At 69.0% G+C, this 15,523-nt stretch carries 14 protein-coding genes and 1 pseudogene; 9 read left to right on the plus strand and 6 right to left on the minus strand.

The window, feature by feature from the left end; genetic code table 11:
- Positions 1-85: 85 nt before the first annotated feature.
- Together ACH34Q_RS39555 and ACH34Q_RS39560 are read right to left on the minus strand one after the other, a co-directional pair.
- Positions 86-1,165 (minus strand): inositol-3-phosphate synthase, encoded by a 1,080-nt coding sequence (locus ACH34Q_RS39555; RefSeq protein ID WP_395988321.1) that lies wholly within the window; start codon positions 1,163-1,165, stop codon positions 86-88.
- 65 nt (positions 1,166-1,230) lie between these two features.
- A complete protein-coding gene (locus ACH34Q_RS39560) occupies positions 1,231-1,917 on the minus strand; it encodes a helix-turn-helix transcriptional regulator (RefSeq protein WP_395988322.1) in 687 nt (228 codons plus the stop codon).
- A 266-nt stretch (positions 1,918-2,183) separates the two neighbouring features.
- On the opposite strand from ACH34Q_RS39560, the gene ACH34Q_RS39565 reads away from it, so the two are divergent.
- The 4 genes and pseudogenes from ACH34Q_RS39565 to ACH34Q_RS39580 all read left to right on the plus strand — a co-directional run bounded on the left by ACH34Q_RS39565 (position 2,184) and on the right by ACH34Q_RS39580 (position 9,974).
- Complete coding sequence (locus ACH34Q_RS39565; protein WP_395988323.1) at positions 2,184-2,567, plus strand: DUF5318 family protein; 384 nt, start codon at positions 2,184-2,186, stop codon at positions 2,565-2,567.
- 607 nt (positions 2,568-3,174) lie between these two features.
- Positions 3,175-5,520 carry a transglycosylase domain-containing protein gene (locus ACH34Q_RS39570; protein WP_395988324.1) on the plus strand — a complete coding sequence of 782 codons (2,346 nt, stop codon included), beginning with the start codon at positions 3,175-3,177 and terminating at the stop codon, positions 5,518-5,520.
- A 617-nt stretch (positions 5,521-6,137) separates the two neighbouring features.
- Positions 6,138-7,808, plus strand: a pseudogene (locus ACH34Q_RS39575) (transglycosylase domain-containing protein); the annotation flags it as partial.
- Positions 7,809-8,504: 696 nt separating this feature from the next.
- Positions 8,505-9,974, plus strand: a complete 1,470-nt coding sequence (locus ACH34Q_RS39580; RefSeq protein WP_395988325.1) for a glycosyltransferase family 87 protein — start codon at positions 8,505-8,507, stop codon at positions 9,972-9,974.
- A gap of 102 nt (positions 9,975-10,076) precedes the next feature.
- Here the strand turns inward: ACH34Q_RS39580 and ACH34Q_RS39585 are convergent, their stop codons facing one another.
- The 4 genes from ACH34Q_RS39585 to ACH34Q_RS39600 all read right to left on the minus strand — a co-directional run bounded on the left by ACH34Q_RS39585 (position 10,077) and on the right by ACH34Q_RS39600 (position 13,206).
- The gene (locus tag ACH34Q_RS39585; RefSeq protein ID WP_395988326.1) at positions 10,077-11,012 is read right to left on the minus strand and encodes a MerR family transcriptional regulator; all 936 of its coding nucleotides are present in this window, start codon (positions 11,010-11,012) and stop codon (positions 10,077-10,079) included.
- Positions 11,013-11,373: 361 nt separating this feature from the next.
- Positions 11,374-11,742, minus strand: a complete 369-nt coding sequence (locus ACH34Q_RS39590; protein ID WP_395988327.1) for a DUF4190 domain-containing protein — start codon at positions 11,740-11,742, stop codon at positions 11,374-11,376.
- Positions 11,743-12,028: 286 nt separating this feature from the next.
- Positions 12,029-12,799 carry a deoxyribonuclease IV gene (locus ACH34Q_RS39595; protein WP_395988337.1) on the minus strand — a complete coding sequence of 257 codons (771 nt, stop codon included), beginning with the start codon at positions 12,797-12,799 and terminating at the stop codon, positions 12,029-12,031.
- 101 nt (positions 12,800-12,900) lie between these two features.
- Positions 12,901-13,206, minus strand: a complete 306-nt coding sequence (locus tag ACH34Q_RS39600) for a hypothetical protein (RefSeq protein ID WP_395988328.1) — start codon at positions 13,204-13,206, stop codon at positions 12,901-12,903.
- 186 nt (positions 13,207-13,392) lie between these two features.
- On the opposite strand from ACH34Q_RS39600, the gene ACH34Q_RS39605 reads away from it, so the two are divergent.
- The 5 genes from ACH34Q_RS39605 (at position 13,393) to rplI (ending at position 15,456) form a co-directional block, all read left to right on the plus strand.
- Positions 13,393-13,569, plus strand: coding sequence for a hypothetical protein (locus tag ACH34Q_RS39605; protein WP_395988329.1), 177 nt, complete (start codon positions 13,393-13,395; stop codon positions 13,567-13,569).
- A 209-nt stretch (positions 13,570-13,778) separates the two neighbouring features.
- Positions 13,779-14,069: a 30S ribosomal protein S6 gene (gene rpsF / locus ACH34Q_RS39610; protein WP_395988330.1), complete on the plus strand. Its 291-nt coding sequence runs from the start codon at positions 13,779-13,781 to the stop codon at positions 14,067-14,069.
- Positions 14,070-14,106: 37 nt separating this feature from the next.
- On the plus strand, positions 14,107-14,679 hold the full coding sequence (locus ACH34Q_RS39615; RefSeq protein WP_395988332.1) for a single-stranded DNA-binding protein: 573 nt from the start codon (positions 14,107-14,109) through the stop codon (positions 14,677-14,679).
- A 78-nt stretch (positions 14,680-14,757) separates the two neighbouring features.
- Positions 14,758-14,994, plus strand: coding sequence for a 30S ribosomal protein S18 (rpsR, locus tag ACH34Q_RS39620; RefSeq protein ID WP_019631633.1), 237 nt, complete (start codon positions 14,758-14,760; stop codon positions 14,992-14,994).
- 15 nt (positions 14,995-15,009) lie between these two features.
- A complete protein-coding gene (rplI, locus tag ACH34Q_RS39625; RefSeq protein WP_395988333.1) occupies positions 15,010-15,456 on the plus strand; it encodes a 50S ribosomal protein L9 in 447 nt (148 codons plus the stop codon).
- The last annotated feature ends 67 nt before the right edge of the window (positions 15,457-15,523 follow it).

The raw sequence follows: 15,523 nt of genomic DNA on the forward strand, positions 1-15,523 counted from the left end.
CTTCCGAAAACACGAAAGGGCGCCCCGGCGGCGAATCATCGCCGCCGGGGCGCCCGGGTTCACTGCGAAGCCGGTCGGGCAGGCCTCAGCGGTCGACCTCGCCGCGGATGAACTTCTCCACGGCCTCGTGCGCGTCGTCGTCGCTGTACTGCTCGGGGGGCGACTTCATGAAGTACGAGCTGGCCGACAGGATCGGGCCGCCGATGCCGCGGTCCTTGGCGATCTTGGCGGCGCGGACCGCGTCGATGATGACGCCGGCCGAGTTGGGGGAGTCCCAGACCTCGAGCTTGTACTCCAGGTTGAGCGGGGTGTCGCCGAACGAGCGGCCCTCCAGGCGGACGTAGGCCCACTTGCGGTCGTCCATCCACGGCACGTGGTCGGACGGGCCGATGTGCACGTCGGCCTTGGCCATCTCGTGCGGGATCTGGGAGGTCACCGACTGCGTCTTGGAGATCTTCTTGGACTGCAGGCGCTTGCGCTCCAGCATGTTCATGAAGTCCATGTTGCCGCCGAAGTTGAGCTGGTACGTGCGCAGCAGCTCGACCCCGCGGTCCTCGAACAGCTTGGCCATCACGCGGTGCGTGATGGTGGCGCCGACCTGCGACTTGATGTCGTCGCCGATGATCGGGACGCCCGCCTTGGTGAACTTCTCGGCCCACTCGGGGTCGGAGGCGATGAACACCGGCAGCGCGTTGACGAACGCCACGTTGGCGTCGATCGCGCACTGGGCGTAGAACCGGTCGGCGTCCTCCGAGCCCACCGGCAGGTACGACACCAGCACGTCGACGCGCGCGTCCTTGAGCGCCCGCACGATGTCGACCGGCTCGGCGTCGGACTCCTCGACCATCTCGCGGTAGTACTCGCCGAGGCCGTCGAAGGTGTGGCCGCGCTGCACGGTCACGCCGGTCGGCGGGACGTCGCAGATCTTGATGGTGTTGTTCTCGCTCGCGACGATGGCCTCGGACAGGTCCATGCCGACCTTCTTCGCGTCCACGTCGAACGCCGCGACGAACTCCACGTCACCGACGTGGTACTCGCCGAACTGGACGTGCATCAGCCCGGGGACCCGCGTCTGCGCGTCCGCGTCCTTGTAGTACTCGACGCCCTGGACAAGCGAAGCGGCGCAGTTGCCCACACCGATGATGGCGACACGCACCGAACCCATCCGGATGCTCCTTCTCACTTAGCGGGACATGTGGTGTTCTTCACCAGACCTGGCGGGGGCCGTGTTCAGCGGCCCTGCTCGCGAGGCGTGTCCTGAGTCTTTTGGGTACTGCTCTCGGCCTTGGCGGCCTTTTCCTGTTCCCGTGCTCGATCGGCCTGCTCCGCCTGGACGGCCTGGACGGCGAGCTCGGCCTGCTCCGCCCGCTCGCGGCCGATCAGCTCGTTGAGCCACCGGACCTCGCGTTCGACGGACTCGAGCCCGTGGTTCTGCAGCTCGAGGGTGTAGCTGTCGACCCGCTCGCGGGTCCGCGCCAGGGCGGCCCGCACGCTCTCCAGCCGCTCCTCCAGCCGGCTGCGCCGGCCCTCGAGGATGCGCAACCGGACATCGGCGCGGGTGTGCGAGAAGAAGGCGAAGTGGACGCCGAACCCCTCGTCCTCCCACGCCGCCGGGCCGGCCTCGGTGAGCAGCTGCTGCAGCCGCTCCTTGCCGTCGGCGGTGAGCTTGTACACGATCTTCGAGCGGCGGCTCTGCAGGGCCAGCGCCGGGTTGGGCTCCTCGGGCCGGTCCTCGACGATGAGCCCCTTGGCGAGGAGCTGCTTGAGGCACGGGTAGAGCGAGCCGTACGAGAAGGCGCGGAACATGCCGAGCACGACGTTGAGCCGCTTGCGCAGCTCGTAGCCGTGCATGGGGGACTCGTGGAGCAGGCCGAGGACGGCGAGTTCGAGCACTCCCGCACCCTTCCTGCCTCCCATGCGTCCCCACTTCCACGGAGCCGGGGCCCCGCTCGATGTACGGCGGACCGCTGGTTCGGCGATCCGATCCCACGATGTTTCGACTGGACGTACCGTCTGGACGTACAGCCGGGATGTATCGACTGAATGTATCGAGCCAATGTATCGAGTCGATACATCGCAAAGATACGTACGGCCGGGGATCCTGGCAAGTCCCGGCCCGGTGGAGGCGTTCGGGCCGGTCGGGTGATCTTCCTTCCGCGGACGGGGCGTCCTACCCTGCTGCCATGAGGCCGAGGCTGGTCGTGGACTACGGACTGGTCCGCCGCGCCGCCCTCGCCGGGCTGCGATCGGGCCGGCTGGACACGGCCGACGCCTGCGACGCCCACCCCTACCTGCTCCGTGCCGCCAAGCACCACGGCGAGCCGTCCGGTGAGCTCTGCCCGGTGTGCCGCCGGGAGCCATTGACGCACGTCACCTATGTCTACGGGGACGAACTGGGGCGCTCAGCGGGCCGGGCCAAGGCGACGGCCGAGCTTGCGGATATGGCACGCAAATACGGAGAATTCAACGTCCACGTGATCGAAGTATGTCAGGGTTGCGCCTGGAACCACCTGACGGTGTCGTACGTACTCGGCCATGGTGACGAGCCCCGCAGCCAGCGCGGGTAACGTTCGGGGCGGCCTCGCAGCCGGCGAGGCGTAGTGCCTGAGACAGGAGCCGAGGAATGGTCTCGGCCTTGCACGGCGGTCCCCCGCTCACCCGCCTGCACAGTACTCTTCGGTCGACGCAAAGCCGTATCCCCGTTGATGAGGTCGCGTGAGTAATCCAAGCCAGCCCCGACCAGTAGCCCGGTCGCAGCGGCCGGGCGGGAACATCCCCCGCCCGAGTGAATCCGGTGCCCAGGGCCGGCCGACAGTCCCTGGTGGCTCGGCCATGCCCGGACGGCCCACGTCCCGCCGTGCCGCCGGTGGGCCGAACGGTCCTGCCCGTCCAGGCGGGCCGCGTGGCGGTGCCCCCCGCGGAGGCGGTGGCGGCCATCGGGCCGCAGGCGGCCCCGGCGGCGGCGCCGGCGGGCGTGGTGCCCCAGGCGGACGCGGAGGCCCCGGCGGCCGTGGTGGTCCCCCAGGTCCGGGCGGACCCGGCCGTGGCGGTGTTGGCCGCGGCCCAGGCGGTCCGGCGGGCCCGGGAGGCCCAGGTGGCCCCGGCGGTCCGGGAGGTCCCGGCGGTCCGCAGGGCTTCTGGTCCGGTGCGGGGGACGACGACGACCGCAAGGGCATGGGCCGACGACTCCGCGGCGGTGGCGGCCCCAAGGACGCCAAGGACACCAAGGACGGTAAAGACGGCGAGGCCCGCACCGGCTGGCGCCGCTACGTACCGAACTGGAAGATCGTCACGGGCGTGTTCGCCCTGGGCTTCCTGGCCTTCCTCACCCTGATCGGTGTCGCGTACGCGCAGACCCCGGTGCCCTCGGTCGGCAACTCCGACGCGACCAAGACCTCCGCGATCTTCTACTACGCGGACGGCAAGAGGGAGATCGGCCGGCTCGGCAAGAACCGCGAGATGATCACGCTGGACAAGGTGCCCAAGCACGTCCAGGAAGCCGTGATCGCGGCCGAGAACCGCAGCTTCTGGGAGGACAGCGGGTTCGACCCCAAGGGCCTGTCCCGCGCGGTCTGGAACAACGTGTCCGGCGGTTCCACCCAGGGCGGCTCGACGATCACCCAGCAGCTGGCGAAGAACTACTACCTGAGCGACGAGCGGACGATGAGCCGCAAGTTCAAGGAGATGTTCATCTCGCTCAAGCTCGAGGACGAGCTCGGCAGCAAGGAGGAGATCCTCGAGCAGTACCTCAACACCATCTACTTCGGCCGCAACGCCTACGGGATCCAGGCCGCGTCCAAGGCCTTCTTCAACAAGGACGTCGGCAAGCTGAACGTGAGCGAGGGCGCGCTGCTGGGCGCGATCATCCAGCAGCCGGGCCGGTTCGACCCCGCCAGCGACGACAAGGACCTGGTCGCCCAGACCAAGGCCCGCTACCAGTACGTGCTGGACGGGATGCGCAAGACCAAGCAGGTCAACGAGGCCGACTACGCCAAGTACTACAACACCCTGCCGGAGACCAAGGAGCAGGTCGGCGACGCGACGTACGGCGGCCAGCGCGGCTACATGATCAAGCGCGCGATCCTGGAACTGAGCCGGCAGGGCATCACCGAGAAGACGATCCTCGACCAGGGTCTGCGCATCACCACGACGTTCGACTACAAGAAGATGATCGCCGCCAAGAAGGCGGTGGAGGGGAACGTCCCGCAGGACCCGGCGAAGCTGCTCAAGAAGGACGTCCGGATGGGGCTCGCCTCGGTCAACGCGACCAACGGCGAGGTCGAGGCCATCTACGGCGGTCCCGACTACATAAAGCAGACCTTCGACAACGTCTGGAAGGGCTCGGCGCAGGCCGGTTCGGCGATGAAGCCGTACGTACTGGCCACGGCGCTGCAAGAGGGACACAGCCTCAAGAGCATGGTCGACGGGCGCAATAACCTCTCGTTCAACGGGGCCGGCGAAGTCGTGCCCAACGGGACGCCCGGTGCGCTCGATCCGATCCGCAACAGCCACGGAGAGCGCGGCGCGATCGACCTGCTGAAGGCCACCCAGACGTCGTCCAACACCGGATTCGTGCAGCTCGCGATGAAGGTCGGGGTCTCGGACGTCGTCAAGAACGCCAAGAAGCAGGGCGTCTCCCCCGACATGGTGGACGCGTTCAAGCAGCAGGCCGGTCTGGCCCTGGGCATCAACAACATCCGGGCGATCGAGCAGGCGTCCGGGTACGCGGTCTTCGCCAACGGCGGCACCTACCACCAGCCGCACGTGGTGAAGAAGGTCCGCAACAAGACCGGCGAGGGCGACTACAAGAAGCTCAAGTGGGACAAGGTCGAAAGCGTCTACACCTCGGCCGTGACGCGTGACGTCAACTACGCCCTGCAGCAGGTCGTCAAGCAGGGCGGCACGGCCCCGTCGGCCGCCCTGGCGGACCGCCCCGTCGCCGGCAAGACGGGTACGACGGAGAAGAACGTCGCGACCTGGTTCGCCGGCTACACCCCGAAGATCGCCACCTCGGTGACGGTGTTCAACAACAAGAACAAGCCGCTGAACGTCCAGGGCATCGAGAACTTCGGTGGTGGTACCACCGCCAAGATCTGGAAGGCCTACATGGCGGAGGCGACCCAGGGGACTCCGGTCGAGCAGTTCGCTCCGCCGGCCTGGGGCGGTACCCAGCAGCTGTGGGCCAAGCCGCCGCCGAAGAAGAAGGAAAAGGAAGAGCGCGAGGAGCCTGACGACGGCCGTCCGGCGTGGTGCGACGACGTGCCCGGCGCGGAGAACCACCCGCGCTGCAAGGACGAGAACGACCAGGACCCGGGCCCGGATGAGAAGCCGGCCTGCGGCCTGTTCCCCACGCCGGACTGCGATCCGGACAAGCCGCCGCAGGAGAACCCGCCGGACAACGGGAGTTGGTGCCGGACGCACCAGAACGACCCGCGCTGCAAGGACGAGGATCAAAACCCGGACAGGCCGCCCGGCCCGAACGAACCGCAGCAGAGAACCGCGGCCAGGCTCGACGAGTGAGCTGACCGCCCAGTACGGCCGCACGGCCGGTCCCGCCCCTTCCCGGGCGGGGCCGGCCGTCGCTGGTTTCGGGACGCTCGTTTCGGGAGGAAACGGCCTGCTCCCCCCTGAGTGGGGACCCGCGCGTTACCCTCGGACGACGCACAGCCGTACTCCAGGTGGTGAGGTCGCGCGTGAGTTACCCAGGCCAGAACGGGCGGGACGGCGATGATGGCCCAGGTGAGAGCGGCGGTCGCGGCAGGCGAGCCAGGACCGGTGGACACGCGGCGGCCCACGCCTCACTCCCCAAGCTCCTGGGCGGCAAGGGCGGCGGTATCCGCCGCACCCCGGGAAAGCACGCCGCCGCGGCACCGCCGCCCCTAGGACCGCTCCCCTCGGCAAGCCCCGACCCCGTCGGCGTGCCGGCGGGCACCGGCCGTACAAGCGCGGACTCGGAAGTCCCCGGCGCCCCAGGCCCGGGCATGCCGGTTGGCCCAGGCCCAGGCGTGCCGGGTGGTCCAGGCAGGCCCGGTGCGCCGGCCAAGCCCGGAGCCCGCGGCGGGCCCCGTAGGCCCGGACGGACCGGGTGGCGGCGCCGCATCCCCTCGTGGAAGACCGTCCTCGCCGTTTTCGGCGTGATGCTGCTCGGCGGCGCCACGCTCATCGGTGTCGCTTACGCCAACACGCCGATCCCGACCGAGACGCAGGCAGGCGCCGTCGCGCAGGAATCGGTCATCTACTACCGCGACGGCAAGACGCCCATCGCCCGGATTGGCATGCACCGCGAGAGCGTCCCGCTGTCGCGGATCCCCGTCGCCGTACGGCACGCGGTGCTCGCCGCCGAGGACCGCAACTTCGAGAACGAGCACGGGGTCTCCCCGACCGGCGTCGCGCGCGCCCTGTTCAAGACCGCCACCGGCGGCGACGTGCAGGGCGGCTCGACGATCACCCAGCAGCTGGCGCGCAACTACTACCAGGGGCTCAGCCGGGAGCGGACGGTCAGCCGCAAGCTCAAGGAGATCCTGGTCTCGGTCCGGGTCGACAGCGAGCTGAAGAAGGACGAGATCCTCGGGCTCTACCTCAACACGGTGAGCTTCGGCCGCCAGGCGTACGGCATCCAGGCCGCCGCGCGCGCCTACTTCCACAAGGACGTCGCGCGGCTCACGGTGAGCGAGGCGGCAATGCTGGCCGCGCTCATCCAGCGTCCCGGCTACTTCGTCACCACCGGGCCCGACACCCAGCTCGCCAAGCGCGCCCTGATCGCGCGCTGGAACTATGTCCTGGACGGCATGGTCGAGGAGAACTGGCTGAGCCAGGCCGACCGTGCGGCACAGCGGTTCCCGCAGACCAAGCGCGACTGGAGCGACGTTCCCGACTCGTCCCAGGCGGGCTACCTCAAGGAACGGGTGCTCAAGGAGCTCAAGCAGCTCGGTGTCCCCCCGGAGGAGCTCGAACGGGGCGGGCTGCGCATCACCACCACGTTCGACAAGGACCTGCAGGACTACACCGCCAAGGCCGTCAAGCAGATGCGCCAGGAGAAGGATCTCGGCGACGACGTCCACTTCGGCCTGGCCGCGGTCGACCCGGAGACCGGCGGAGTGGTGGCGGCGTACGGCGGCCCGTCCTACGGCAAGCAGCAGTTCGACGACTCGTTCGACAGCAAGATCCAGCCGGGCTCGTCGTTCAAGCCGATCGTGCTCGCCACCGCCCTCGACCAGGGCATCAGCCTGCGGACGACGATGGACGGCAGCTACAGCCGCACCATCAACGGCGACGAGTTCACGAACGACTCGCGCAGCGAGAACGGCGTCTACACGCTCGCCCAGATGACCGAGATGTCGATCAACACCGCGTATGTCGAGCTCGGCCAGAAGGTGGGGCTGGAGAACGTCGCCGAGATGGCCGTCCAGATGGGCGTCCCGAAGGACACCAAGGTCCTGAAGTCCGGCGTCACCAGCCTGCCGCTCGGCGTCGTCTCCGTCAGCCCGGTCACGATGGCCTCGGTCTACTCCACCTTCCCGGCCGAGGGACGGCACACGCCGGTGCACGTCATCAGCGAGGTCACCGACCGGCACGACGGCCCCGTCCGGACCCAGGACGGCGAGACGATCAAGAAGGTGCCGCACAAGTCCACCGAGGTGTTCCCGTCGGCGGTCGCCCGCGACGCGACGGTGGCCATGCAGGCGGTCGTACGGTCCGGTACCGGCACCGGCGCCAACCTGGCCGGCCGCCCCGTCGCCGGCAAGACCGGAACGACCGAGAAGAACCTGGCCGCCTGGTTCGTCGGCTACACCCCGCAGCTCGCCACCTCGGTCGCGATGTGGCGCCAGGACGAGGACGGCGGACTGAAGTCCCTGCAGGGCATCGGCGGCTACAACGAGATCTACGGCGGTACGATCCCCGCCGACCTCTTCAAGCGGTTCATGACCAAGGCCCACGAAGGCAAGGAGATCGAGCAGTTCGGCCCGCCCGGCAACGTCGGCTCCACGGCGCCCTGGTCCGTACCGAGGCCGGAGCCCTCGCCCACGGCGTCGCCCTCGCCGTCCCCCAGCCCGACCTGCACGCCAGGCATGCCGGAGCAGCCGGACGGCGAACCCTGCGTACCGGGAACGCCCGGACCCACCCCCGGCATCCCCACACCACCTCCGAACGGCCAACCCTGCAACCGCATCGGCATGCCGGTCGGCTGCGTCCCGAGCATCCCGCCCAGCGACCCACCACCAACATGGTGGTGCGACCGCAACCCCTGGCACCCCTGTTCACGGCGGCCGTGAGCTGCGCTCCTCGCCTGGCGGCTCGTCGCTTGTCACGGCCGCGGCTCGCGCTTGCATCGCTTCGCGATCTGCCCTCGATCTCGCCTCCGGCTTCGATCTCGTGCAGGGCCTTCGGACGCGCTCGCACGCCTTGAGGTCCGTTGTGGCTGAGGTGCCTGCTGAGCTTGTCGATCCTGTAGGGAACGGGCCGGTGTGTGGGTCCGGCTTGTGGATCAGCAATAGTCTGCTGGCATGTCGCAGTCCTCCCCCGCTCCCGATTCCGGTGGGCGCGTGAAGTCCGATGTCGATGACGGCGCCGAGATCGACGGTGAGCCGGGGCGGATGAACCGGCTGGTGCCGTTGCTCGCGGGGGTCGCGGCATTGACCGCGGTGCTGGCCTGGGTACAGAAGCAGCCCTGCGCCTCGGCCTCGTTCGACTTCGTCAAGACGACGACGAGGGCCTGCTACACCGACATCTACCCGCTCTACTACGTGCGGGGACTGAGCGACGGCAAGGTTCCCTACTTCGACTCGTTCGCCGGGGACTCCATCAATTACGTGGAGTACCCGGTACTGAGCGGTGTTCTGATGCATGTCGTGAACGTGCTCGTACAACCGTTCGGCCTCGATGCGCGCGGTATGGCCTTCTTCAACGTCACCGCGCTGGTGCTGGCAGTGTTCGCCGTGGTGACCGTACTGGCGACCGCGTACGTGGCCGGAAGGCATTCGCTCAAGGCCGGCCTCATGGTCGCCTTGTCGCCGGCCCTGATCCTCACCGCGTACATCAACTGGGATCTGCTCGCGGTAGGGCTGTCGGCACTGGCCCTGTCTGCCTGGGCCTCTCGCCGCCCCGCCTGGGCTGGGGTACTGCTGGGCCTGGCCATCGCCGCGAAGTTCTACCCGCTGCTGTTCCTCGGGCCGCTGGTGCTGCTGTGCGTACGGGCCGGGCAGTGGCGCGCCATGGGGAGGCTCCTCGCCGGTACGGCAGGGGCGTGGCTGCTCATCAACCTGCCCATCATGCTGTTCGCCTGGGAGGGATGGCTGGAGTTCTACAGCTTCAGCCAGAGCCGGGGGATCGACTGGGGATCCATCTACTTCTTCCTGCAGGACCGTGGGATGAGCGGGCTGGAGCACCCCGAAAGGCTCAACCTGTTCGGTACGGGGACGTTCCTCGTGCTGGCCCTGGGAATCGCCGTACTGGCCCTGGCCGCCCCGCGCCGCCCCAGGCTGCCGCAGCTGATGTTCCTGGTGCTGGTCGCCTTCATGCTGCCGAACAAGGTCTGGTCGCCGCAGTACGTGCTGTGGCTGCTGCCCCTGGTCGTCCTGGCCCGGCCCAAGCTGCCCGCGTTCATCGTGTGGCAGGTCGGCGAGATCGTGTACTTCTTCGGCATCTGGTGGTACCTGCTGGCCGTCACGGTACAGCGGGACTCCGCCGACCTGTCGGAGCTGATCTCGACGCTGATGAGCTTCGAGCTCGCGGCGGACGGCATCGACCAGAACGTCTACTACATGGCCTTGCTGGCCCGGTTCCTGACCGTGACGTTGCTCGCGGCGCTCGTCATCCGGGAGATCCTGCGGCCGTCCGCGGACGTCGTCCGTACCGACGATGTGGACGACCCCGCCGGAGGTGTCCTGAACCATGCCGACGACATCTTCTCTCTAGGGACGCTGCGTAAGCGACGGCGCGCAGCGCCCACAGCGACCGCGACCACGACACCATGACAAGGAGGCCGCCCCTGGCGATCAGGGACGGCCTCCTTGTTCGCTCTCAGAGCTTCTGCTCTCGGCTCATGCCCTCAGGCTCATGCCCTCGGGCTCATGCCCTCAGGAACGGGCGCGCAGGGCGGCGATCACCCACTCGAACACGGGCGTCAGGCTCGGCGGCCCGGCCGGCCAGCCGTTGATCAGCCCGAGCAACTGCCAGTAGCGCTCGGCCCGGCGGTCGTTGCCGATCTCCATCCGCTCCAGCAGCAGGGCCCGGAAGTCCGGGCCGTCCGGCTCACCGGCCGCGGTGGCGAACGCCGCGACGACGGCGTCCAGGAACGGTGCGGCCTCCGCCGACTCCGGGGCGATCCCCCGGTCCAGCGCCGCCGCCGCGCGCTCGCGCGTCACCTCGGCCAGCTCCATGCTCGCGGCCGGGTCCGGCTGCTCGTCGCCGTGCGCCGCCTGGTACTCGATCATCTGCCGGATCCGGGCCTTGAACCCAGGGTCCTGGACGAGCTCGGCGAGCTCCACCCAGGCGTCCACCTGCTCGGGCGACGGGTCGTCCGGCAGCTCCGGCATGGCCGAACGCAGCTTGTCGGCGAACGCGGGATCGGCGTCGAGCCCGGCGTACGCCTCGTCGATGAAGTCGGTGATGATGCGCCTGCGCTCCTCGTCGGAGAGCTTGGCGAGCTTGTGCATGAGTTCCATCTCCTCGGGACTGGAACCGCGCTTGGCCACCGCCCGCAGCACGGCCCGGCGCAGCCGCAGCGTCCTGATCTGGACGTCCACCGCCTCCGCGTGCGCGGCGGCGACCTCGGGGACCGTGATCTCGCGGGACAGCACCCGCTGGACGGTCGTGAGGTCGACACCGAGCTCGCGCAGCGTGCGGACCAGATCCAGGCGCGCCACGGCGTTCAGGTCGTACAGGCGGTAACCGGCGTCGGTACGGCCGGCCGGCGGCACCACGCCCGCGTCGGAGTAGAACCGGATCGTGCGGACCGGAACGCCGGTCCGGCGCGCCAGCTCGCCGATCGTGTAGAGGGTGTCGCCGTCCATGTCCCCCACCTTCCGGTCTCCAGCCGGTGGAGACTCAAGCCCGTTTTCGACGGCGACTGGAAAACGCTGGAGGAAGGCGCTGGAGGAAAGCGCCGGACGACTGCCTGAAGGGCATGTCCTCGGCATCCGCCGACAGGGCCATCTCGTGGTGGACGAGGCGTGGGCGGAGCTCGCCGAGGCGGATCAGAGGGCGTTCCGTACGGCCCCCGGCGCGTTCAGGGGAAGGGCGGAGCATGGGAAGGACGCCGGTACCCCAGTGACCGTGCTCTCGCCGAGCATGGGTGTGGAGGTGGCCGGCGTCCCCAAGCTCGGGAAGCCCCCGTCAGGGCACGTAGCGCCGTCATGCGAACGTGCGTGCGGATCAGTAGGTGCTGGTGGCCGCGCCGCTACCGATGAGCGCGGCGTACAGGCCGAGGTAGAAGATCCAGACGAGGATCCAGATCCCGGTCATGATGTAGCCGAGGACCAGGCCGGCGGTCGCCATGCCCCCGCCGCCCTCGCCGGTCCGCTTGATCTGGCTCTGCGCGACATGCCCGAAGATGATCGCCAGGATCGAGGTGAACCCGCAGAAGAGGATGCCGATCAGGCCGAGCACCATCGAGGCGGTGGCCATGCCGTTGTTGGACGGAGTGCCGCCGCCGTAGTAGTGGTGTTGTACGGGCGCGGGCTGCTGCTGCGCGTACGGGTCCTGCCCGTAACCGCCGTACGGGTCGTAGGGGGGTTGTGCCATTGACTTCCCGATCGTTCGGCGCGCCCGTCGTCGCTTTGGTGTCACGCACGTGCGCTGGGGCTGAGGTCGTTCCGGATTATGCCAGTGTGACGTGGTCCCGTGCTTTGTCGTACCGCGAGAGGTTAGATGCCACCGCGGCGGCCACGGTTCCTGTCGGGCCAGGAGGAATTTGCCCCGGCCGCCCGATGGTACGGCGGGGGCCCGGCCACAGGAAGCCCCGGGGCGACCGGTCAGGCGCCGGGAAGGAGCGAGCAGGCGCCGGAAGCGCGGGAAAGTTCCGGCCGCGTCAGCTCAGGCCGGACCGGAGCCAGGCGATGTCGGCGGCCTGGCCGTCGCCGGGGGTCTCCACCACGACGGGGGCCCCGGCCGCGCGTACGACCGTCAGGATCAGCTCGGGGTCGATGGTGCCCGCACCCAGGTTGGCGTGCCTGTCGGCGCCCGATCCGAACGCGTCCCGGCTGTCGTTGCAGTGCACCAGGTCGATCCGGCCGGTGATGGCCTTGATCCGGTCGACCGCGTCGATGAGCTCCTCGCCGGCGGCATGCGCGTGGCAGGTGTCCAGGCAGAAGCCGATCTTGGAATCCAGCTCGGGCACGCCGGAGAGGACCTCCCAGAGCCGGGCGATCCGGTCGAACCTGCGGGCCATCGCGTTGCCGCCGCCCGCGGTGTTCTCGATATAGACCGGAACCGGACAGTCCAGCCGCTCGAACACCTTCCGCCAGTTCTCGAAGCCGGTCTCGGGGTCGTCGTCCTTCAGCACATGCCCGCCGTGCACGATCAGCGCCTTGGCCCCGATCGAGGCGGCCGCCTCCAGGTGCTGCTGGAGCAGCTTGCGGCTCGGGATCCGGACCCGGTTGTTGGACGTCGCCACGTTGATCACGTACGGGGAGTGCACGTACACGTCCACGTCGGAGTCCTGGAGCGCCTCGATGCCCTCGGGCAGCACGGGCTTCTTCCAGCCCTGCGGGTCGCCCAGGAAGAGCTGCACGACGTCGGCCCCGCGCTCGCGGGCGTTGTCCAGCGGTGCGGTCTGGTCGACGTGGGCTCCGATACGCAGCATGCGTTCGAGGGTATCCGGGCCACGGGGCTCAGGTGGCCGGAGCAGGGCAGGTGATCAACCAGAGAAGTACAGGTGATCAACCGGAGAAGTGCAGGCGATCAGAGCGAGAAGCCGCCGTGGCTGAGCGCGAACGCGGCGCCCACGAACGAGGTGACCATGCCGATCACGTTGAGCCAGCGCTCACCGGTCGTGGCCGACACCAGCTGGGAGTAGAGGGCGATCGGCAGCCCGATCACACCGGCCAGCGCCCCGAAGAAGTGCGTCGCGGGGATGAACCCCAGGACCAGGGCCACGATCCCCAGCGTGATCGAGGTCACCGCGAGGGAGTTCTCGACCGGATGGCGTTCACCGTCGGTGTTGAGGGTGAGTGCCGACCGCTTCTTCCCGGTCGCCTCCTGTGACATGGGAACACCCCTTCCGGATGCGCTCGTGCCCGCCGGACCCGCCGGACGGCCCGGCACCCGTAGAGGGATTCCCGCACGAGACGCCGATCAACCGGTCCGGCGCGGCGGAAATTGTCGGTGCCTCCGGGTACCGTCGAACATGGATTCGAGGGATGCCGCAGCAGGCGCAGACGCGGAGGTGCTCAGATGAGGCAGAGTGAACTCGCGGTCATCGGCGACGCGGAGCTCGTGGAGGAGCTGTCGGTGCTGACGACCCAGACGGCCCGGATGCGCGCCCGCATGGTCGACATCATGGCCGAGCTCGATCGCCGACGGTGCGTCAAGACCCCGGCGGGAGCGGCCGGTCGCGGAGCCCGGCGCTGATGTCCCCGCCCGCGCGGCCGCCGCCGCCCGTTCCGTGCGGTCCTACGGCGTAACCGGCGCTTACGCTGCCGACTCTTGATACCCTGTGTCGGTCTCGCGGTCGGCGCTCGGCCACCCTGGCCGGCGCCGCGCGGACGCGAAGGACGCAAGAGCCCTCCTGTCACGGAGAGACCGTGACCGCATCAGTCCAGAGGAGGTAGGGACACAGCATGCGTCGTTACGAACTCATGGTCGTTCTCGACCCCGCCATCGACGAGCGCACCGCTTCGGCGTCGCTCGACCCGTTCCTGAAGGTCATCAAGGACGGCGGCGGCAGCGTCGAGAAGGTCGACATCTGGGGTCGCCGCCGGCTGGCGTACGACATCCAGAAGAAGAACGAAGGCATCTACGCGGTGGTCGACCTCTCGGCCGAGCCTGCCACGGTCAAGGAGCTCGACCGGCAGCTCAACCTGAGCGAGTCGATCCTCCGTACCAAGGTCATCCGCCCCGAGGTCCACTGAGCCTGGCTCAGGCCCTCACCACAGCCGGAGCGAGCCCATGGCAGGCGACACCGTCATCACCCTCGTCGGGAACCTCGTAGAGGACCCGAACCTACGATTCACCACCAGCGGCCAGGCGGTCGCGTCCTTCCGGATGGCCTCGACACCGCGGTTCTTCGACCGCCAGTCGAACGACTGGAAGGACGGCGAGGCCCTCTTCTTGACCTGCAACGTCTGGCGGCAGGCGGCGGAGAACTGCGCCGAGACCCTGCAGCGCGGCATGCGGGTGATCGTGCAGGGGCGGCTCAAGCAGCGCTCGTACGAGACCCAGCAGGGTGAGAAGCGCACCGTCTACGAGATCGAGGTCGACGAGGTCGGCCCGTCGCTGCGCAACGCCACCGCGAAGGTCAACAAGACCCAGCGGCAAGGCGGCGGAGGCGGCGGTGGCGGCTTCGGCGGCGGCGGTGGTGGTGGCGGTGGCGGCGGCCAGCAGGGCGGCGGCTTCGGCGGCGGTGGCGGCGGCGGCCAGCAGGGTGGCGGCGGCGGTGCCCCTCAGGACGACCCCTGGGCCACCGGCGGCGGCTCCGGCGGCGGCGGTGGCGGCGGTTTCTCCGACGACCCGCCGTTCTAGCCACGCCGTTCCCGCACGACACACGACGACCACAGTCCATTCCCGCGCGAGCGGGGCTCTCATTAAAGGAGCACCACGATGGCAAAACCACCTCCTCGCAAGCCGAAGAAGAAGGTTTGCGTGTTCTGCCAGGAGAAGATCTCCTACGTCGACTACAAGGACACGGGCCTGCTGCGGAAGTTCATTTCCGACCGCGGCAAGATCCGTGCCCGCCGGGTCACCGGTAACTGCACCCAGCACCAGCGTGATGTCGCCACGGCGATCAAGAACGCTCGTGAGATGGCGCTGTTGCCGTACACCAGCACCGCGCGCTGAGTAGGGGGACGGAAAATGAAGCTCATCCTTACTCAGCAGGTCTCCGGGCTCGGTGAGCCCGGCGACGTGATCGAGGTCCGCGACGGCTACGGCCGCAACTACCTCGTTCCCCGCGGGTTCGCCATCAAGTGGACCCGGGGTGCGGAGCGGCAGATCGACTCGATCAAGAAGGCGCGTTCGACCCGCGAGATCGCGACCGTCGAGCACGCCAAGGAGGTCGCCGGGGCGCTGCAGGCGCTCAAGGTGACCCTGCGCACCCGCACCGGCTCCAACGGCCGGCTGTTCGGCGCGGTGACCGCGGCGGACATCGCCGACGCGGTCAAGGCCGCCGACGGCCCCGACCTGGACCGCCGCCGGATCGAGATCGGCAACCCGATCAAGACCGTCGGCACCCACCGGGTCAGCGTCCGGCTGCACTCCGATGTCAACGCCACCATTGACGTGGACGTCGTAGAGGCCTGACCGGCCGTATTCACGAGGCTGTATCAAGAGGCCCGGTCGGGGGGGGGGGGGGGGGGGGGGGGGCCGG

This window comes from Actinomadura sp. 9N407 (assembly GCF_044326315.1).
Lineage (GTDB): Bacteria > Actinomycetota > Actinomycetes > Streptosporangiales > Streptosporangiaceae > Spirillospora.